The organism is Promicromonospora sp. NPDC023805, from assembly GCF_040639635.1.
Classification (GTDB): Bacteria; Actinomycetota; Actinomycetes; order Actinomycetales; family Cellulomonadaceae; genus Promicromonospora.
The window spans coordinates 95242-115315 of the sequence record NZ_JBFAAH010000020.1; the positions used below are offsets into that span (position 1 = coordinate 95242).

Consider the following 20074-nt stretch of genomic DNA (forward strand, 5'->3'; position numbering starts at 1 on the left):
GCAGTGTGTAGGGCTCGACGGTTCGTAGGAAGTTCACCTGCCCGCTGGACGGCGTCGACCACCTCGTGCAGGCGCAGCCGGCGGTTGAGCCCGCCGGTCAGCCGCGGGACGAGCGTGCGCGGCAGCAGGCGTGCGGGCCAGGTCAGCACCCGGTTCACGGCGCGGCCGGGATAGGAGACGGCGCGTCGCCGGGCGTAGTCGTCCAGCGTGCGGGTCGCGACGGCGGCCAGGGTGTCGGCCGCCCGACCTCACCGCGGTGGACCAGATGACGCCGGCGACGTTTCAGGCGCTGTGGCTCATCGACCCGGACGAGCCACCGCCCTCTCTCGACGGTGCTGGAGAAGACCCCGCTCGCTGCCCTGTCTGCCAGCGAACTGACGCAGCTTGCCACCCTGCTGGGACGCGTCGCCCGGCCGGACTGATCCGGCCAAGGCTTGATGTGTCAGGTCTCCGGCCCGGGACCCGAATCTGGTGTGCTGCGCACCGCTCAGTTTCCGTTGCCTCTGTCGTCTATCGGTGAGGACGTCGGCACCTGGCCGGCGGGATACTCCGGAGGACGAGAGATGACACAAGAGACAGAGTTCGACACGGCGGCAGCGGTGACGCGGTCGATGATCGGCTGGGGTGTGGTCGCGGGGCCGTTCTACCTGCTCGTCGGGCTGGTCCTGGCGTTCACCCGGGAAGGGTTCGACTTCGCGCGACACCCGCTGAGCGTGCTCATGCTGGGCGACGGCGGCTGGATGCAGATCACGAACCTGGCGCTGAGCGGTGTGATGGTGCTGGTCGCCGGGATCGGACTGGTCCGGGCGGGCGCCCGCGGCACCGGGATCGGGGTGGGCATCTATGGCGCCGCGATGGTGGCGAGCGCGATCTTCCCGCCGGACCCGATGCCGGAGTTCCCGCCCGGGCAGGATGGCGCCACGACGATGAGCCTCTCCGGGCTGCTGCACTTCGCGTTCGGCGGCATCGGGTTCGTCGCGTTCGGGGTCGCCGCCCTGCTGCTCGGCGGGTGGCTCACCCGCCACGGTGAGCGCGGGCAGGCAGGCTGGTCGAGGGCTGCCGGGATAGTGGTCCTGGTGGGCTTCTTCGGTGGCGCCGCGCTCGGTCCTGCCGGGATCGGCGGGCTGTGGCTCGCCGTGGTGGCCGGGTTCGCCTGGCTGCTGCTCGCGTCGCTCCGCCTGTACCGGGAGGTGCCGCACCCAGTCGTGGCGCGCCGCTGACCCGCACTCACCGCCCGCCACCGTGCTCACCACCCCAGGAAAGTCCAACCAGCGCCCACAAAATCGCCAGTTGGACGCGGGTTCACCCGCAACTGGTTGCTATCGGACATAGCGGTGTGAGTACGGTGGCGGGAACACACCGGAGGCCATTGATGTCCGACCCGCGCACCCCCCACCAGAACGGCACTGCTCCCTGGGGCGAGCCCGCACCGCAACGAGGCAGGCAGCCCCACCCGGAGCAGCTAGGCAGCCCCGCACACCCGCAGTCCCCGTACGCCGAGCCCCAGTACCCGGAGCACTACGCCGGTGCGAGCACCGGACAGCACGCCGGACCGCACACACCGGTCAGCGGGCAGCAGCGAGTGCCCGTCGACCGGGCCCACCCGCCCGCCCGGCGCCGCACGTCCAGCAAGCCGCTGCCCGAGCCGCCCGCGGGGCTGGCCGTCGGGACGATCGTGGCCGCGGGCTGCCTGCTCTTCGTCGAGCTGGCCGGCCTCGCGATCCTGGTCTTCACGGGCGGCCGGGGCGAGGTGTCCGGCATCAACATCGGCCTGGGCGTCCGGATCGACCCCAACGGCGCCACCGTGGCGCTCCTGTTCGGCCTGGCCGCCTACGTCGCCGCCTGCGTCTGGCTCCAGGCCAGCCGTGCGTTCGCCGAGGCCTGGAACCCCGCGGCCCGGTTCGCGCACGGCAGGGCCTGGACCTGGCTCGGCTGGCTGGTCCCCGTCGCCAACTTCTGGGTCCCCTTCCGGGTGGTCCGGGACATCCGGGGCGCAGTCCTGCCCGACGGGCAGCGCCGGGTCGCCCTGGGCCTGTGGTGGACCTTCTGGCTGCTGTCGGGCCTGCGCGTCTTCACCTCGTCCGCCCAGGACATGGAGATCATCGTCCGGTCCGTCGCTGTCGTCGCGCTCACCGTGGCGTTCGTCTACTGGGTAAGGATCGTCCGGGAGACCACGACGGCCCAGGAGAAGGCCGCAGGGTTCGCCTGACCAGGGCGCTGACGGGACGTAACCTGCCGTCATGACCACACCCACGCCGACGTCGCGACCTCCTCGCGCAGAGCTGCACGTGCACATCGAGGGCACGCTGGAACCGGAGCTGGCGTTCGAGCTAGCCGCCCTCAACGGCGTGGCGCTGCCGTATCCCGACCCGGCGAGCCTGCGTGCCGCGTACGAGTTCGAGGACCTGCAGTCGTTCCTCGACCTGTACTCGGCGGGCATGTCGGTGCTCCGCACCGAGACCGACTTCGCCGACCTGACCCGCGCCTACCTGGTGCGGGCGGCGCGAGCCGGGGTGCGCCACGCGGAGATCAGCTTCGACCCGCAGGCGCACCTGGAGCGCGGGGTGCCGCTGGAGGCCGTCGTCGACGGCATCGCCGGCGTGCTGGAGCGCAGCGAGGCCGAGCACGGCATCACCACCCTGCTCATCGCCGCGTTCCACCGCGACCGGGCCAGCGCCGACGCGCTCGATGTCCTGGAGCGGCTGCTCGCGGCGGACGCGCCGATCGTCGGCGTGGGGCTGGACAACGCGGAGGTCGGCTACCCGCCAGGCCTGTTCCAGGGCGTCTACGCGCGTGCGGAGGAAGCCGGGCTGCGCCGCACCGCGCACGCGGGGGAGGAGGGGCCCGCCCAGAACATCCGGGACGCGCTCGACCTCCTGCACGCCGAGCGGATCGACCACGGCATCGCCGTCCTCGACGACCCGGAGCTCGTCGCCCGCGTCGTGGCGGAGCAGATCCCGTTCACCGTGTGCCCCGTCTCCAACGTGCGGCTCCGCGCCGTCCCCACCCTTGCCGAGCACCCGCTGCCCACGATGATCGAGGCGGGCATGCTCGTCAGCATCAACTCCGACGACCCGCCGTACTTCGGCGCCTACGTGGACGACGTCGACGACGCCGTCACCGCCGCCTTCGACCTCAGCAGGGAGCAGCGGGCGGCGCTCGCGGCGGCGTCGTTTCGCGGGTCGTTCCTGCCGCCGGACCGGGTCGCCGCTTATCTGGCAGAGGTCGAGTCCTGGCGGGCTGCCGGCTCCTGAGCGGCTTGACCGGCCAGAACGGCCGGCCCAGCGACCGGCGTCAGCCCGCGAGCAGCGGCGGCCCGACCGTTCCGGCAGCCCGGTCGAACGCCGCCTCGCGTGCGCTCTCGTCCCCGGGCAGCAGACCGGCCAGCTCGAGCGACACCAGCCCGTGCACCAGCCCCCACAGCCCGACGGCGGCGCCCAGCACGCGTTCGGGCGGCGCGCCGTCGAGCGCCCTGGCGACGGCGTCGTGCAGCACCTGGAAGGTGGGGCGCTCGACGGCGGCCGCCGGACCGCCGTCGGCCGGTGGCACCGCGCGGTAGAACATGACGCGGTAGAAGTGCGGGTCCGCCAGGGCGAACTTCCGGTACGCGCCGCCGAGGGCGCGCAGGTCCGCCGCGGGGTCGTGACCCTGGCCGACGGCGGCGAGGTGCTCGGCGAAGCGCCGGAAACCCTCGTCGCTGACCGCTTCGACCAGCGCCTCGCGCGAGCCGAAGAGCGCGTAGACGGCAGAGGCGCTGGTGCCCGCCTCCGCGGCGACCTTGCGCACGGTCACGGCGCTCTCGCCGTCGGAGGAGATCATCCGCGAGGTGACCTCGAGCAGGCGGGTGCGCAGGGCGTCGTCGTGCAGTCGTGGTCGAGCCATGGCGTGAGTCTAGAAGCCTTGACGTCCGTTTGCGAACGTTGTTTGATAACACTGTTATGAAACATCGGAACAGCTAGTCCCTGGAGGAAGCCGTGCTCGAGCTCTCGGATCCGGCCCGCATCACAGCGGGCATCGTGCTGCTGACCGTCGTGGGGATCGAGTCGGGCGGGTTCTTCCTGCTCAAGGTCTTCGGCGGCCGGCTGGTCACCACCGACCTGCAGAAGAGCTTCTACCGGGCAGGCCACGCGCATGCGGGCGTGCTCGTGATCCTCGGCCTGCTCTGCCTGCTCCTGTCCGAGGCGACGAACCTGACGGGGTTCGCGCACTGGCTGGCCGCCACCGGCGTGCTGTACGCGGCGATCCTGATGCCTGCCGGGTTCTTCTTCTCCGCGATGGGCGAGGGGCGGACGAAGCCCAACCGCGCGGTGGTGCTGCTCCCGGTCGGCGCGGCGGTCCTTGCCGCAGGGGTGGTGACGCTCGCGGTGGGGCTGCTGCTGGGCTGAGCCGGAGCGGAACCGCAGGCTCAGGCCATACCGACGGAGCCTGAGCCGGAAGCGGACCGCAGGCTCAGGCCATACCGGCGGCCCGACCCAGCCCTGCTCCCGGCCAGATCCCGGCAAAGCGGACAAGGGCCCGGTCCTGGGACACACCGCGAGGCTTCCTGGGCACCGCCGCCCTCCCCGGTTACGGTGGCGACATCATGGCGACCCGCACGTCGGCCCGGCGAAGCTCCGGGAAGGGATCCGGGCAGGGCGCGAAGAGCGCCAAGCCCAAGGCTGCCGCGTCGAAGCGACCGGCGCAGCGCCGGGGGGCTGCCCGCCCGGCGGCCAAGGCCGCGTCCGGTCCGTCTCGCCCGCCGTGGCCGGTCCGTGCACTACGCGGGTTGTGGATGGGTATGGCGCACGCGGTGGGTGGCGCCACCCGTGCAGCCGGGCCGCGGACGGCGCAGGACCCGTCCGACGGGGGCGCACAGCAGGCAACGCAGCAGGGAGGACAGGAACTGGAACCGGACCACCGGCGCGACGGCGTCGGCTTCGCGCTGCTCGCGGTCGCGGTGATCGTCGCCGCACGCGAGTGGTGGGGCATCGACGGACCGTTCGGCGACGGCGTGCACGCGGTGGTCGCCGGCACCTTCGGCATCGCGGGCGTAGCGCTGCCCGTGCTGCTCGTCTGGCTCGCCTTCCGCGTCATGCGCCACCCGGAGCGTGCCCAGCAGAACGGCCGGGTCGCGATCGGGCTCAGCTTCCTGGTGGTCGCCACGTGCTCTCTCGTGCACATCAGCGCGGGCCTGCCCTCACCGACGGCGGGCTTCGCCCCGGTGCAGGACGCCGGCGGCATCATCGGGTTCCTCTTCGCGACGCCGGTGGTCACCGGCCTGACGCAGTGGTTCGCGATCCCGCTGTACGTCCTTGCCGGTTTCTTCGGCGTCCTCATCGTGACGGCGACGCCGGTGCACCGGATCCCCGCGCGCCTGCGCGGCATGTACGACCGGCTGACCGGCAACCACCGCGAGGATGCCGCCACCGATGAGGACGGGCTCGCACTCGCCGACGGCGTCTCGCCGCATGACGGCACCGCCGGGACCACGAAGCGCCGCAAGCGCCGCACCAAGGAGGAGATCGCCGCCGAGAAGGAGCGCCTCGCCGGGTTCGTGGGCGACGAGGCCTTCGAGAAGGCCGCCGAGGTGGAGGCCGCTGAGCGCGCAGCGGAACGCGCGGCGAAGGCCGGCAGGCTCACGACACAGCGCATCCCGACCAGCGAGTCCGCGGGCAAGGTCACCGGTGCCCCGGCCATCGGGCCCGGTGTGCTCGGTTCCGACGGCGAGCGGGCGGCGGCGGGCGCCAAGGCCGCCCCCAAGCCGGACGGGCCAAGGCCGCCGCAGGCGGGCGAGCCGATGCCGCGGGGCGTGCAGCCCATGCTGGAGGGCGACACGGTCTACCTGCTGCCCGACGAGGACCTCCTGGTCGCGGGAGCGCCCCACAAGGCACGGTCGGCGGCGAACGACCGCGTGGTCGAGTCGCTGACGGGCGTGTTCGAGCAGTTCGGCGTGGACGCCAAGGTCACGGGCTTCAGCCGCGGGCCGACGGTCACGCGGTACGAGGTCGAGGTGGGGGCCAAGACCAAGGTCGAACGCATCACGTCGCTCTCCAACAACATCGCGTACGCGGTGGCGAGCGCGGACGTGCGCATCCTGTCGCCGATCCCTGGCAAGTCCGCCATCGGCATCGAGATCCCGAACACGGACCGCGAGACCGTGGTGCTGGGCGACGTGCTGCGCTCGGGCGCCGCGCGGCGCACGGAGCACCCCATGGTGATGGGCGTGGGCAAGGACGTCGAGGGCGGCTACGTCGTGGCGAACCTCGCGAAGATGCCGCACATCCTCGTGGCCGGTGCCACCGGCGCGGGCAAGTCGAGCTTCATCAACTCGATGATCACGTCGATCCTGATGCGGTCGACGCCCGAGCAGGTGCGCCTCATCCTGGTGGACCCCAAGCGCGTCGAGCTGACCGTCTACGAGGGCATCCCGCACCTCATCACGCCCATCATCACCAGCCCCAAGAAGGCCGCGGAGGCCCTCGACTGGGTGGTGCGCGAGATGGACGCCCGCTACGACGACCTCGCGATGTTCGGCTACAAGCACATCGACGACTTCAACACGGCGGTACGGGCCGGCAAGGTCAAGCCGCTGCCGGGCTCGGAGCGCAAGATCGCGCCGTACCCGTACCTGCTGGTCGTGGTCGACGAGCTCGCCGACTTGATGATGGTCGCCCCGCGTGACGTCGAGGCCTCGATCCAGCGCATCACGCAGCTGGCCCGCGCGGCAGGCATCCACCTCGTGCTGGCGACGCAGCGCCCGTCCGTCGACGTCGTCACCGGGCTCATCAAGGCGAACGTGCCGTCGCGGCTCGCGTTCGCGACGTCGTCGGTCACCGACTCCCGAGTCGTGCTCGACCAGCCGGGCGCCGAGAAGCTCATCGGTCAGGGTGACGCGCTGTTCCTGCCCATGGGCGCGGCCAAGCCGATGCGCGTCCAGGGCGCCTGGGTCACCGAGTCCGAGGTCCACCAGGTCGTCGAGCACGTGAAGAGCCAGCTCAAGCCCGTGTACCGCGAGGACGTCGCAGCGCCCACCGCGGCGAAGAAGCAGGTCGACGACGACATAGGCGACGACCTCGACCTGCTGCTGCAGGCCACGGAGCTCGTGGTCACCACGCAGTTCGGCTCGACCTCGATGCTGCAGCGCAAGCTCCGCGTGGGCTTCGCCAAGGCGGGGCGGCTCATGGACCTCCTGGAGTCCCGCGAGATCGTCGGACCCTCGGAAGGCTCCAAGGCGCGCGACGTGCTGGTCGCCGCGGACGACCTGCCCTCGGCGCTCGCCCTCATCCGTGGCGAGCCGCAGCCGCAGGTCTTCGACCAGTCGGCCGCGGGGGACGGCGGCGCGGACGACGGGTCCTCGGCATCATCGGACCAGTACGCCGACGGCACCGACGGCCACATGCCGCCGGTCGCCACCGACTACCACGACGACGCCGAGGCGCTCCGCTAGCGGGTGCGCGGGACCACGCGCGGCGGTTCGCCCGTTGAGGTGCTCGGCCTGTCCTGCTCCTTCGCGCCGTCCCCGGCCGCCTCCTGCGCGATCAGGAGGCGCTCCTGGAGCTCGGCGGTCGTGAGCGCGGCGCCGTCCGGCCGTGCGAGGGCGTCGCGTGTGCTCCGCAGGCGGTGGCCCGCCGTGCGGTCGACAGTGGTCGCCGCCCAGCGGACACCGGTGACCCGGGTGCTCCCCTCCGGGGCCTGCACGATGTCCGCCACCATCAGGAGGCCGACGGCGGAGGCCGGCACGCAGCAGTCCGCCCCCTGGTTGGACAGGAGGTTGCCCAGGCCGTAGGCCACCCACATCCCGTCGCCTCCCGGGCCGCCTCCCAGACGTTCGACAGGCTGCGGGACGTGGGCGTGGTGACCGATCACGAGGTCGATCTGCCCTGAGCGAGCCAGGGCCTGCGTCGCCTCCCGCTGGTGTTCCGTGGGCTTGGTGACGTACTCGACGCCGTCGTGCAGGCTGGCGACCACGAGGTCAGCTCCGGCGGCCCGCGCCGCCTTGGCCTGCCGGGCGATCCGTGCGGGGTCGATGATGTCCACCGACCAGGTCCCGCGGGGCGGCTGGAGCCCGTTCAGCCCGTACGTCGCGGAGAGGTGGGCGACGGTGACGGTCCGGCCGTCGCGGTGCAGCTCGTAGAACTGGGCAGCGCGTGACTCCTGCTCGTCGCGCGCCGTCCCGACGTGGCCCATCCCGGCCTGGTCGAACGCGTCGAGGGTCGCCGCGAGGGCGTCGTACCCGCCGTCGGCCGCGTGGTTGGACGCCGTCGAACAACCGTCCCAGCCCTGCTCGCCCAGGTCGCGGACGATCTCGGCGGGCGCGCGGAACACCGGATAGCCCGACGGCGCCACGCCTGGGGGCGCGACCGGCACCTCCAGGTGGCACAGGGCCAGGTCGGCGCCGGCGACCCAGGGGTCGATGCCCGACAGCAGCGGCGAGTAGTCGATGCCATCCGCTCCGGTCGCGGACTCGTTGACCGCTTCGTGGGTCAGGACGTCGCCCGCGGCGAGCAGGGTGAGCTCGATGTCCTGCGGTGGCGGCGGTGGCGGCGGCGTGGCCGAGGGGGACGGAGTGGTGCTCGCACTGCCGGAGGGACCCGCGACCGGGTCGGTAGCAGGGGTGCAGCCGGCGGCGGTGGCGACGAGCGCGGTACACAGCGCCGCGTGGGCCAGGAACCGCGGGGCACTGACGGTGATCACCTGCGGATGCTATGGCAGGCCGACCGTCGCAGCGAGCGTGACGCGCGCCGGGCGGTCAGGCCGCGGGTGAACCGCCGTTAGGCTTGAGCAATGGTCAACGACGCTCCGTCGCCCTGGAATATTGCGAACGTCGTCACGATGATTCGCATCGCCATGGTCCCGTTCTTCGCCTGGGCACTACTCGTCGAAGGCGGGGACGACACCACGTGGCGGCTCGTGGCCACGGCGATCTTCGTGGTCGCCGCCGTCTCCGACAAGGTGGACGGCTACCTCGCCCGGTCGCGCGGGCTGATCACCGACCTGGGCAAGCTGCTCGACCCGATAGCGGACAAGCTGCTCGTGGGCGCCGCCCTGATCCTGCTCTGGATCCCCCTGGACGAGGTGCCCTGGTGGATCCCGGTGATCATCCTGGTGCGCGAGCTCGGCATCACGTTCATGCGTATGGGCATGCTCAAGTACGAGGTGATGCCGGCGTCGCGCGGCGGCAAGCTCAAGACGGTGCTGCAGGCCGTGGCGATCTCGATGTTCCTGCTGCCGCGTGAGGGCTTCGAGTGGTTCACGGTGATCGCCTGGGTCGTGCTGATGGCGGCGTTCGTCGTGACCGTCGTGACGGGCGTCGAGTACGTGTACCAGGGCTGGAAGATCCGCCGCGACGCGCGGGCCAGGACGCAGATCGTATGACCGCGCCCCGTTTGCTGGCGGAGGCAGCCGCACGGGGCTGGACCATCGGCGTGGCGGAGTCGCTGACCGGCGGTCTGGTCACGGCGGCGCTCGTCGCCGTACCCGGCGCGTCGAGGGTGCTGCGCGGCGGCATCGTCGCGTATGCGACCGACCTGAAGACCGGGCTGCTCGGTGTGGACGCCGACCTGCTCGCCGAGCGGGGTGCCGTGGACGAGGCGGTGGCTGCCCAGATGGCGGCCGGGATACGCACCGCCACGGGTGCCGATGTGGGGCTGGCCACGACCGGGGTCGCTGGACCAGATCCACAGGATGGTCAAGGGCCGGGTGTGGTTTTCGTCGCGGTCAGCACTCCGGTAGCGTCGGAGGTGCAGCGGCTTGACCTCGACGGGGACCGGTCAAAGGTGATCGCTGACTCCGTGCGAGGTGTGCTCGATATGGCGTTGCTCCTCGTCAGCGAGACCTCGGGTGAAAAATTCAACACACCCCACGAAGTTTCCTGAAGTTACAGACATGTGAAGTTTCTTGGTTTAATCTTGCACAGGGCTTGACGCAGGTGGACCTTGGGAACAAGGCTCATATCCACGGCGTTAGTCCCGGTGTGATCATGAACAGGCCGACCACCCGGAGCGGGCGCAAGAACTCTTCGAGCGCGGGGTACGGTAGAACGAACTCCACGCACGGAGCACGCACCACACGCAAGGCACGTCCGGTCCAGGCAGGGCAGGGCGTGAGTTCAGGGACAGGCACTGAGAGGGGGCGCGAGATGGTCGTACTACGGCGAGAAATCGGAGACGTGCTGCGTGACACGCGGCAGCGTCAGGGGCGCACCCTGCGCGAGGTTTCGTCGGCGGCGCGAGTGTCGCTGGGTTACCTCAGCGAGGTGGAGCGCGGTCAGAAGGAGGCGTCGTCCGAGCTTCTTGGCTCCATCTGCGAGGCGCTCGACGTGCCGCTGTCCTTGGTCCTGCGTGAGGTGAGCGACCGCGTAGCGGTGGCCGAAGGATTCCAGATCCCGGACACGATCCCGGCGGACTTCGTCGCAGGGCTGCTCGCCAGGGGAGGCGACCGGACCGCAGCGCGGCGAGAGGTCGCGCAGTCGGACCTGGCACCTGTCGGCTGACCGGCCGTCATCAGCACGAGGTAAAACTTCAGCGAGACAGAACTGAGGCTGGGCGCAGATCAGCGCCCAGCCTCAGTTCTGTCTCGCTGTCTCTGTGCCACTGTCTCTGTGCCGCTGTAGTTCTACCCCGCTACGGCCTGTCTCGCGTCGGGGGCCTGGCAGGTGGGGCACCAGAACACGGGGCGTTCGTAGGGCTTCTCGTTCGCCGAGCCGACGCTGATCGGGGTGCCGCACCGGTGGCACGGCCGGCCCGCCCGGCCGTGCGCATGTATCTCGACAGCGCCCAGGCCCCGGGCCCGGCCCACCGCGACGCTGCGTTCCATGAGCCTGCGAGCAGTGCGGAGGAGGTCGTCGCGCTCCTCCTCGGTCAGCGCCCCGGTCGTCGTCCACGGGAACAGGCGCCGCGCGAACAGCGACTCCGCCATCCAGATGGTGCCGATGCCCGCGACCGTGCGCTGGTCCAGCAGGGCGGCACACAGCGGCCGCTCGGGCTCGCGGACGAGTCGCGCCGCGGCGTCGGGCAGCCCGGTGGTGGGAAAGTCGGCGCCGAGCACGTCCGGCCCCAGCCCGTTGAGGATCCGCTGCTCGTCGTGGGTGCGCAGCAGGTCGAGCATCCCGAGGTGCCATCCGGTGGCGGTCCAGGCTTCCGTCGCGAGCACCGCACGGATGGCGGGGTTACGCGCTGACGCGTCGCGCGAGCCCGTGCGGTGGATCCTCCAGTACCCGTCCATGCGCAGATGCGTGTGGAGGGTGCGCCCGTCGTCGAAACGCGTGAGCAGGTGCTTGCCGTATGCGCGGGTCTCCAGCGCGACGGCGCCCGTCAGGTCTGCCCCTCCGGCGCTCGGCCAGCGCAGCTCCGCGCGGACGAGCGGCAGTCCGCGGAGCCCGACCGTGAGGCGCTCGGCCGTGAGGCGCAGTACATCGCCTTCTGGCACGTATGCTCCCCTCGTCGTGGGGCTTCAGCGTAGTGTGCGCCTGGGCCGAGATACGTCGCGCAACCGGCATATCACCCACCCGACACGGTCTGGTCCGGCTTGCGCTCGGACGGCCGTCCGAGCCGTATCAGGGATCGCCCGCAGAAAGATCAGGGCGCAATCAGGGTAGATCTGGTGGCTTCCGCGCGTTCGGTCCACGATCCTTGACACATGAACGTTGTTGCCGATGACCTGGCGAGACACGCGGACGTGCCCGCCTTCTCAGTAGTCCCCCGCAGTGCGCGGACAGCGAGCTGGTTCGGCGGGATCGCTGCGCTGACGATAGTCGCCGCGCACTTCATCGGGGCGGCCGTCGACCCGGTGCTCGATCCGATCAGCTGGTACGCCTTCACGCCCGGTGGCGGTGAGCTCATCCTGGCGGGCGGCGTGACGCTCGCCGTGCTCGGGCTGATCCTCACGGCCCGGATGTACCGCTCCGGACTGGCGGTCGGTCCGGTTCCCGCGGCCGCGATGATCGTCTTCGCCATCTCGATGGTGCTCGTCGGCGCGTTCCCCACCGACCCGCCGGGTACTCCGGGGACGTTTTCCGCGACGATCCACCGGTGGAGCGCGGCAACGGCGTTCTGCGTGCTCCCGGCCGTCGGCCTGAGCCTGGAGCGTTCGATCCGCCGACCGCGGACCGCGCTGCCACGAGGGCTGCGGACGTTCGCGTGGGTCCTGGGCGTCCTGGTCGCGGTCTTTCTCGTGGTGCACCTGTCGCTGGTCTCCGTCGGCTCCGGGATCGTGGCGTTCGGCCTCATCGAGCGGGTGGGGTTCGCCGTCATGATCGGCTACCTGATCCTGCTCGCCGTCACCATCGATGCCGAGGCACCGAAGCACGAGACGGCCGAGGTGGCCGAACCCGCCCTCCTGCTCAGCGGATCGAGATCCGCAGACCTCGCGGCGTGACCGCGAATCCGGCCTCGACGAGCGCACGCGCCACCGGATGATGCCGGGCGGCCTCCAGCGCCGGTATGCCGTCGACCCGCTGGACCACGAGGCGGCCCAGGCGACCCTCGCGAACCGTACGGGCCAGCGCGTCTGCGGCGACCGCGAGCCGTGCGGGGCTCTGGCTGAACGACAGCACGGTCCGGCCACCCCGCTCCACGAAGAGTGTGAGGTCGCCGTGGGTGAGCACCACCACCGCCCCGGCCTTCCGGCCGGGCCGGTGCGCCGTGACGGGCCTGTTCCCCGGACTTCCGTCCGACGCCGCACCGCCGTCCGGCACAGGGCCGACGACGAGCCCGGCCCCGCCACCGGACTCGGCGCCGGCCGCGCCGCCCGACGGGCCGGCTGTCGTGCCGTCCTGAGCCGCTGGACTTCCGGGCCCGGTTGGACCGGTGGGCCCGTGCGGCCCCGCAGGCCAGGCGAGCGCAGCCCCGTACGGGTTGGCGGGGTCCATCGCGGCGAGCACCACCGCGCCGCTCGTGCTGCTCGCGCCCGTGCCGGTCGCCATGGCTGCCGTCCGCTCGGCGACCTCCAGCTCGGCCTCGATGATCCGGGTGCGGTCCTGCGCGTCGACCCGCAGGCGATCGACCGCGCCCGGCAGCGCGAACTGGGAACCGCCCAGGTGTTCGACGAAGTACCCGCGGCGCACCGCTGCGCGTTCCTCCAGCCCGGACAGCACGCGATACACGTCGCGGTAGCCCGCCCCGACGCCCTCGGCTGCCGCACCGGACCGCGTGAGCACGCCGTGCCGTTCGAGCAGCACTTGCGTCAGCGCGTGTGCCCGCACGGTCGGGTCGGCCTCCCGCATCGGAAGGGCCGCCCAGCGGCCACCGCCTCCTGGCACCGACGTGCTCGCCCGGAGGGCCGACGCAGGCCGCCCGGGTGACACCGCGAACCGTGAGCGCCGCACCGGCCGGGCGCGCGCGACCGTCCGCGGCGCTCGGTGGGCACCGGCGCCGCTGACCCGCTCCCGAAGGGCGCCCAGCCCGTCGTTCGTGACCTGTCCGGCCCAGACCAGGTCCCACAGCACCTCGAGCACCGCGTCCGGCTCGGCGCCGGTGAGCTCGGCGACGCGGGGCAGGAAGAAGCCGCCGGAACCGGTCAGCAGGTCCAGCACCGCACGGTGCAGCTCGGAGTCCAGCAGGCTCTCCTCCTCGACCGGTTCGAGCGCGGCGAGGGTGAGCGGGGCGCCGTCGGCCAGATGGAGCGAGATCAGGCCGTCCCCGCCGCCCGAGCCGGGCAGGCGGGAGTGCCCGGCCCACAGGACCTCGCCCGCGACCGTCAGCTCGTCGAGGAGGGCGGGGGAGTAGTCGGTCACGCGCGCGGGCAGCACCAGGGTCTCCAGGGCCGACGCCGGGACGGCGGCACCCGCGAGCTGCTCGATCGCCTGCACCAGCCCGTCCGCACCCCGCAACAGGCCCGTGGAGACGTTCTGCCAGCGGGGCAGGAAGGCGCCGAGGGCCTCCTGCTCCACGGGCTCCACCTCGGCCCGCAGCACCGCGAGCGAACGCCGCCGCAGCAGGCGCAGCACCCCGGGGTCGCACCACTCGTCGCCCGTGCCGCCCAGCGAACCGGGGCGCAGGCTGCCGCGGGCGAGCACGCCGTTGCCCTCCAGCCGGGCAAGCCCGTGCACGACTACCGCGATGCCGAGCCCGAACCGCTGAGCCACCGCGCCGGCGCCGAAGGGCCCGTGCGTGCGGGCGTGACGGCGCAGGAGATCACCGAGCGGGTCGGGCACGAGCTCGGTGAACGTCTCCGGGATACCCACCGGCAGCGCCACGCCGAGCGCATCCCGCAGCCGGCCCGCGTCCTCCGCGACCGCCCACTGCTCCATGCCGGCGAACCGGATGCGGATCACGCGGCGGGTGGCCTCGAGCTCGTCGAGCCAGTGCTCCACCGCGTGCCGTGCCTCCTCGCGGGTGCGGGCCTCCAGCGCGTCGAGCGGATGCGGACCGGTGCGACGGAGCAGGTCCCACAGCCCCTCGGCGTCGCGGGCCTGGCGGTCGGGTGCGAGCCCGGCCAGCTCGGCCTCCGTGCGCTCGACGGCGCCCGGGTCCAGGAGGTCGGACAGGTCCGCGGAACCCTGCTCACCGAGCAGTTCGGCGAGCAGCTCCGGGTCGAGCGACAGGGCGGCCGCGCGCCGCTCGGCCAGCGGCGCGTCGCCGTCGTACAGGAACTGGGCGGTGTAGCCGAACAGGAGCGACTGGGCGAAGGGCGAGGGAGTCGGCGTCGTGACCTCTACGACCCGCACGCCGCCGGCCGCGATCTCGCGCATGAGATCGGCCAGGGCGGCGACGTCGAAGTCGTCCTGGAGGCACTCGCGGGCGGCTTCCAGCACTATCGGGAAGTCGGGGAACTGGCTGGCCACCTCGAGCAGCTGGGCGGACCGCTGGCGCTGCTGCCACAGCGGCTGCCGCTTGTCGGGCCGCCGCCGGGGGAGCAGCAGTGCGCGCGCCGCGGCCTCGCGGAACCGGGCCGCGAACATCACCGACGAGCCCAGCTCGTCGCGGACGGCACCCAGGACCTCGTCCGGGTCCAGGAGCAGGTCCTCGAGCGTGACCCGGCCGGGTATGTGCTCAGGCCGCGCGTCGGTCTCGCCGTCCTCCGGAACGGCGGCGCCGACGTCCCACGGGTCGCCGTCCCAGCCGCCGCCGGAGTCGGGCAGCCGCAGCACTATCCCGTCGTCGGAGTGCATAGCGGCGACGTCGAGACCGAACCGTGCCCGCAGGCGGGCGGAGATCACGAGGGCCCACGGTGCGTGGACCCGTGCGCCCAGCGGCGAGTGGATCACGACGCGCCAGTCGCCGAGCTCGTCGCGGAAGCGCTCCACGACCACGGTCCGGTCGTCGGGCACCCGTCCGGTGCCCTGCCGCTGCTCGATGAGATAGGCGGCGAGGTTGTCGGCCGCCCAGGCGTCGAGCCCACCGTCGCGCAGGTGCTTGCGCCCGGCCTCGGGGTCGGCGGCCAGGGCGGCGTCGGCCTCGCGGACGAATGCGCCGACGGCACGCCCGAGCTCGGCGGGGCGGCCCTGGGCGTCGCCCCGCCAGAACGGCAGACGTCCGGGGAGGCCGGGCGCCGGGGTGACCAGCACCCGGTCGGTGGTGATCTCCTGGATGCGCCAGGTGCTCGACCCGAGCGTGAACGTGTCGCCGACCCGGGACTCGTAGACCATCTCCTCGTCCAGCTCGCCGACCCGCTTACCGCCGCGCATGCGTGCGCCGCCGCCGGTCACCGCGTCGGTGAGGGCGTCACCAGGGGCTCCGCCGTCCGGTGCATCGGTGGCGAGGAAGACGCCGAAGGCGCCCTTGTCCGGGATGGTGCCACCGCTCGTGGCGGCAAGACGCAGGGCTCCGGGCCGGCCTCGCAGCATGCCTGTGGCGCGGTCCCAGGTGATGCGGGCGCGCAGCTCCGCGAAGTCCTCGCTGGGATAGCGGCCGGCGAGCATGTCGAGCACTGCCCGCCAGGTGGCGTCGCCGAGGTGCGTGAACGGCGCGGAGCGGCGGACGAGGGCGAGCAGGTCCTCCTCGGCCCAGTCGTCGACCGCCAGGGCCGCCACCACCTGCTGAGCCAGGACGTCGAGGGGGTTGGCCGGGACGTGCATGTGCTCGATCTCGCCGGCGCGCATGCGCTGCGCGATGACGGTGGCCGGCACGAGGTCGCCACGGAACAGCGGGAAGACCACACCCTTGGACACCGCACCCACCTGGTGGCCGGCACGGCCGATGCGCTGCAGCCCGCTCGCCACGGACGGCGGTGCTCCGACCTGGACCACCAGGTCCACCGCTCCCATGTCGATGCCGAGCTCCAGGGACGACGTGGCGACCACGGCGGGCAGCCGGCCCTCCTTGAGCTCGTTCTCGGTGCGTGTGCGCTCCGCACGGCTCATCGACCCGTGGTGCGCGCGCGCCAGGATCATCTCGTCCTGACCGGTAGCGACTCCGGTCATGTCCCGGCCGGGTACTGCCTCTGGCATGCCGCGCTGTCCGGGCACGGGGCGGGGGAAGCCGGCGCTCGTGCCCGACTGGCCCGGTACGAGCGCGGCCCAGGTGCTTGCCGGGTCGGCGACCTCGAGCCCCTGGCGCTGCGCCCATACCTCGTTCATCCGGGCGGTCAGCCGCTCGGCGCCCCGCCGGTTGTTGGTGAAGACGATGGTCGAGGTGTGGTCGGCGACGAGGTCGACCACGCGCTCCTCGACGTGCGGCCAGACCGAGGCCCTGCGCAGCGGCCGCGTGGCCTCGCCCGAGAGGTCTATCTCGTCGTCACCTGACGCCGCGCCGTCGGACGGACCGGTGGCGGGCGCGCTGTCAAGGTCCGCGAGGTCGGGAACGGGCACGACCACGTCGATGGCCCACTCCTTGTGCGACGGCGGCTGCACGATCGCGACCTCGCGGGCCGAGCTGTCGGCCCGTCCGCCGCCGAGGAACCGGGAGACGACGTCCACCGGGCGCACCGTCGCGGACAGCCCGATGCGCTGCGCGGGCTGGTCGAGGAGGGCGTCGAGGCGCTCCAGGCTGAGAGCGAGGTGCGCGCCGCGCTTGGTGCCCGCGACGGCATGGATCTCGTCGAGCACCACCGTCTCCACACCGGCGAGCCCGGCACGGGCGGCCGAGGTGAGGATGAGGAAGAGCGACTCCGGCGTCGTGACGAGGATGTCCGGGGGCCGGGTGGCGAACGAGCGCCGCTCGTTGGCCGGTGTGTCGCCGGTGCGCATGCCGACCGTGACGTCCGGGACCACCACGCCGTCCCGTGCCGCGGCCTGCCGGATGCCGGTGAGCGGGGAGCGCAGGTTGCGCTGCACGTCTGCGGCGAGGGCCTTGAGCGGCGACACGTACAGCACGCGGCAGCGACGGGTCCGGTCCTCGGGCGGGGGAGCGGACATGATCCGGTCGATCGACCAGAGGAATGCCGCGAGCGTCTTGCCCGACCCGGTCGGCGCCACCACGAGCGCGTGCTGATCGCGAGCGATGGCGTCCCACGCGCCCGCCTGGGCGGCTGTGGGCTGCGCGAAAGCCCCGGTGAACCATGCGCGGGTTGCGGGTCCGAACCGGGAGAGCGGGTCGTCGGGTGTTGCCATGGACCCCATTCTGTCCCTGACCACTGACACCGGCCCGGAGTGCACCGGCCGCCCAGGGGGAGACGTAGGGTTGACGGGTGCGCGAACGGGATTTCTGGCAGCTGATCGACGAGGTGTTCGGTCCGGGCTACGGGCGCGCCCTCGCGCGCGAGCAGGTGCTGCCCGCGCTCGACGGCCGGACCCCGGCCGTCGCGCTGGAGGACGGCGACGAACCGCGTGACGTGTGGCACGCGCTGTGCGACGCGCTGGACGTGCCCGACACCGACCGGTGGGGCAGGGACGAGCACCGGCAGGCACCGCCGCCCCGCCGCTGAGGCGGGACGGTAGTTCCAGGAGTCGCGGCCCAGGAGCCAACGCACCGACAAGATGTCCTGCGACACACTGATGTGTCCTGCCTTGCCTCGAACACGCGTTCGGCTAGACTTCGACCACAGGCACGGATTTCGGAACGTCGTCCACAGGCGGCGGCCGGAGAAGGCGTCCGTGTCAGTGGCTCCGCGTACGGTCGGCAACGACGTACAGAGCCATCCATGCCGGCGCACAGAGCGCCCCTGAACCGAAGGTGTTGCACATGCCCGCACCAGCAGATCGCGACAAGGCCCTCGAAGCGGCCCTCGCCCAGATCGACCGCAGCTTTGGCAAGGGCTCGGTCATGCGCCTCGGCGACGAGATCCGCGCACCCATCGAGGTGATCCCGACCGGTTCGATCGCCCTCGACGTGGCCCTCGGTATAGGTGGCCTGCCCCGTGGCCGTGTCGTCGAGGTGTACGGTCCTGAGTCATCGGGTAAGACGACCATCGCGCTGCACGCGGTGGCCAGCGCGCAGCGCCAGGGCGGCATCGCGGCCTTCATCGACGCCGAGCACGCGCTCGACCCGGACTACGCCAAGAAGCTCGGTGTCGACACCGACGCCCTCCTGGTCTCGCAGCCGGACACCGGCGAGCAGGCGCTCGAGATCACCGACATGCTGATCCGCTCCGGCGCGCTCGACATCATCGTCATCGACTCCGTCGCCGCGCTGACGCCCAAGGCCGAGATCGAGGGCGAGATGGGCGACAGCCACGTGGGTCTGCAGGCTCGCCTCATGTCGCAGGCCCTGCGCAAGATCACGGGTGCCCTCAGCAATTCCGGCACCACCGCGATCTTCATCAACCAGCTGCGCGAGAAGATCGGTGTGTTCTTCGGCTCGCCCGAGACCACCACCGGTGGCAAGGCGCTGAAGTTCTACGCGTCGATCCGCCTCGACATCCGGCGTATCGAGACCCTCAAGGAGGGTACGGACGCGGTCGGTAACCGCACCCGGGTGAAGGTCGTCAAGAACAAGATGGCGCCGCCGTTCAAGCAGGCCGAGTTCGACATCCTTTACGGCCACGGCATCTCCCGCGAGGGCGGCCTGATCGACATGGGCGTGGAGCACGGCTTCGTGCGCAAGTCGGGCTCGTGGTTCACCTACGAGGGTGACCAGCTCGGCCAGGGCAAGGAGAACGCGCGAGCGTTCCTGCGGGACAACCCCGACCTCGCGAACGACATCGAGAAGCGCGTCAAGGAGAAGCTGGGCGTCGGCCCGAAGGTCGACGCGCCGGCGGTCGAGAGCGCGGGCACCACCGCGGTGGCTTCCGCCACCGAGACCGCACCGGCTGCGGGTACCGTCGCCGCGGCGAGCTCGTCCTCACGGACGACCACCACGGCGAAGGCCACCAAGGCGACCACCGCACGTTCGAAGGCCACCAAGCCGGTGGTGTCGAAGACCGCCGAGAAGGCGGAAGTGGCCGCCGAGAAGGCGCCGTTCTGACGTGCAGTACGGTGATCCAGCGGATGGTCCCGGCGTGGGGAAGCGTCGGGGCCGTCCGGCCGCTCGGGAAGGTGGCTGGACGAGCAGCCGTGGAGGGCGCAACAGCGCCGACCGAGCACCCCGCAAGACCGTCGCGGAACGCCTGGAGTCCGGCGAGATCAGCCGGGACGAGGCCGTCGAGAAGGCTCGCGAGACAGTCCTGAAGACCCTGACCGCGGCGCAGAAGTCCCGGCGTGAGCTTGAGCAGTCCCTGGCCCGCAAGGGTTACCCGGAGGACATCGTCGTGCAGGTGCTCGACAGGTTCGACGAGGTGGGCCTGGTGGACGACGCGACCTACGCGGAGACCATCGTCCGCACCCGCCACGCCGAGCGGGGCCTCGCACGGCGCGGCATCGCCGCGGAGCTGCGCAGGCGCGGCATCGACGAGGACACGGCCACCGAGGCCCTGGACCAGCTCGACCCCGACGACGAGCGGGTGGCCGGCGCCAAGCTGGCCACCAAGCTGATCACCCGCACACGAAGCCTGGACCGCGAGGTGCGGGTCCGTCGCGCCGTCGGCTCGCTGGCCCGCAAGGGCTACGCGCCCGGGCTGGCCTTCGAGCTGGTCCGGGAGGCGCTCGCCGCAGAGGGCGAGGACACGGACGACCTCGGCTACGCCGAGGACTGAGCGCTCCGACGGCACCGGGGCAAGCAAGAAGGTCGGTAAGAGGTCAGGTGGTCGGCAGCCCGAGCGGGGCGCCCCCCACACCCAAAAACCACCAAAAGAAAAAAAACAAAACACACCGGACGCGGGGGGCCCCGCCCCGCGCGCCCCC

Annotated in this window: 16 protein-coding genes; 12 read left to right on the plus strand and 4 right to left on the minus strand. The window is 72.0% G+C overall.

The annotated features are described in order from the left end of the window. Positions 1 to 563 precede the first annotated feature (563 nt). From AB0F70_RS19325 to AB0F70_RS19335, 3 genes are all read left to right on the plus strand, one after another. Entirely contained in the window at positions 564 to 1220 is a 657-nt protein-coding gene (locus AB0F70_RS19325) for a DUF998 domain-containing protein (protein WP_357451735.1), read from the plus strand. A gap of 152 nt (positions 1221 to 1372) precedes the next feature. Further along, positions 1373 to 2209, plus strand: a complete 837-nt coding sequence (locus AB0F70_RS19330) for a DUF4328 domain-containing protein (RefSeq protein ID WP_357451738.1) — start codon at positions 1373 to 1375, stop codon at positions 2207 to 2209. A gap of 31 nt (positions 2210 to 2240) precedes the next feature. Then, positions 2241 to 3254: an adenosine deaminase gene (locus tag AB0F70_RS19335; RefSeq protein ID WP_357451741.1), complete on the plus strand. Its 1014-nt coding sequence runs from the start codon at positions 2241 to 2243 to the stop codon at positions 3252 to 3254. A 40-nt stretch (positions 3255 to 3294) separates the two neighbouring features. Here the strand turns inward: AB0F70_RS19335 and AB0F70_RS19340 are convergent, their stop codons facing one another. Next, positions 3295 to 3882, minus strand: a complete 588-nt coding sequence (locus AB0F70_RS19340; RefSeq protein WP_357451745.1) for a TetR/AcrR family transcriptional regulator — start codon at positions 3880 to 3882, stop codon at positions 3295 to 3297. 92 nt (positions 3883 to 3974) lie between these two features. On the opposite strand from AB0F70_RS19340, the gene AB0F70_RS19345 reads away from it, so the two are divergent. Beyond that, positions 3975 to 4385, plus strand: coding sequence for a hypothetical protein (locus tag AB0F70_RS19345; RefSeq protein WP_357451748.1), 411 nt, complete (start codon positions 3975 to 3977; stop codon positions 4383 to 4385). 197 nt (positions 4386 to 4582) lie between these two features. Next, positions 4583 to 7426 (plus strand): DNA translocase FtsK 4TM domain-containing protein, encoded by a 2844-nt coding sequence (locus AB0F70_RS19350; protein WP_357451751.1) that lies wholly within the window; start codon positions 4583 to 4585, stop codon positions 7424 to 7426. Here the strand turns inward: AB0F70_RS19350 and AB0F70_RS19355 are convergent. After that, the gene (locus AB0F70_RS19355; protein WP_357451753.1) at positions 7423 to 8673 is read right to left on the minus strand and encodes a CapA family protein; all 1251 of its coding nucleotides are present in this window, start codon (positions 8671 to 8673) and stop codon (positions 7423 to 7425) included. The genes AB0F70_RS19350 and AB0F70_RS19355 overlap by 4 nt on opposite strands. A 90-nt stretch (positions 8674 to 8763) precedes the next feature. Here AB0F70_RS19355 and pgsA point away from each other — a divergent pair, with 90 nt between their 5' ends. The 3 genes from pgsA to AB0F70_RS19370 all read left to right on the plus strand — a co-directional run bounded on the left by pgsA (position 8764) and on the right by AB0F70_RS19370 (position 10471). Then, positions 8764 to 9354, plus strand: coding sequence for a CDP-diacylglycerol--glycerol-3-phosphate 3-phosphatidyltransferase (gene pgsA / locus AB0F70_RS19360; RefSeq protein WP_357451756.1), 591 nt, complete (start codon positions 8764 to 8766; stop codon positions 9352 to 9354). Beyond that, on the plus strand, positions 9351 to 9854 hold the full coding sequence (locus tag AB0F70_RS19365) for a CinA family protein (RefSeq protein WP_357451759.1): 504 nt from the start codon (positions 9351 to 9353) through the stop codon (positions 9852 to 9854). The genes pgsA and AB0F70_RS19365 overlap by 4 nt, the downstream gene beginning before the upstream one ends. Positions 9855 to 10117: 263 nt before the next feature. Beyond that, the gene (locus AB0F70_RS19370; RefSeq protein WP_116674556.1) at positions 10118 to 10471 is read left to right on the plus strand and encodes a helix-turn-helix domain-containing protein; all 354 of its coding nucleotides are present in this window, start codon (positions 10118 to 10120) and stop codon (positions 10469 to 10471) included. 122 nt (positions 10472 to 10593) lie between these two features. On the opposite strand, the gene AB0F70_RS19375 is transcribed toward AB0F70_RS19370, so the two are convergent. Next, positions 10594 to 11406: a DNA-formamidopyrimidine glycosylase family protein gene (locus AB0F70_RS19375; protein ID WP_357451762.1), complete on the minus strand. Its 813-nt coding sequence runs from the start codon at positions 11404 to 11406 to the stop codon at positions 10594 to 10596. Between the two features lie 210 nt (positions 11407 to 11616). Between AB0F70_RS19375 and AB0F70_RS19380 the strand changes: the two genes are divergently transcribed. Further along, on the plus strand, positions 11617 to 12354 hold the full coding sequence (locus tag AB0F70_RS19380) for a DUF998 domain-containing protein (protein WP_357451767.1): 738 nt from the start codon (positions 11617 to 11619) through the stop codon (positions 12352 to 12354). On the opposite strand, the gene AB0F70_RS19385 is transcribed toward AB0F70_RS19380, so the two are convergent. Next, the gene (locus AB0F70_RS19385) at positions 12320 to 17476 is read right to left on the minus strand and encodes a DEAD/DEAH box helicase (protein WP_357451770.1); all 5157 of its coding nucleotides are present in this window, start codon (positions 17474 to 17476) and stop codon (positions 12320 to 12322) included. The two genes, AB0F70_RS19380 and AB0F70_RS19385, sit on opposite strands and share 35 nt — an antisense overlap. A gap of 68 nt (positions 17477 to 17544) precedes the next feature. Between AB0F70_RS19385 and AB0F70_RS19390 the strand changes: the two genes are divergently transcribed. The 3 genes from AB0F70_RS19390 (at position 17545) to AB0F70_RS19400 (ending at position 19926) form a co-directional block, all read left to right on the plus strand. After that, the gene (locus tag AB0F70_RS19390; RefSeq protein WP_357451773.1) at positions 17545 to 17781 is read left to right on the plus strand and encodes a DUF3046 domain-containing protein; all 237 of its coding nucleotides are present in this window, start codon (positions 17545 to 17547) and stop codon (positions 17779 to 17781) included. 257 nt (positions 17782 to 18038) lie between these two features. Further along, positions 18039 to 19259: a recombinase RecA gene (gene recA, locus AB0F70_RS19395; protein WP_357451775.1), complete on the plus strand. Its 1221-nt coding sequence runs from the start codon at positions 18039 to 18041 to the stop codon at positions 19257 to 19259. Between the two features lie 34 nt (positions 19260 to 19293). Beyond that, positions 19294 to 19926: a regulatory protein RecX gene (locus tag AB0F70_RS19400; RefSeq protein ID WP_357451778.1), complete on the plus strand. Its 633-nt coding sequence runs from the start codon at positions 19294 to 19296 to the stop codon at positions 19924 to 19926. Positions 19927 to 20074: the final 148 nt, after the last annotated feature.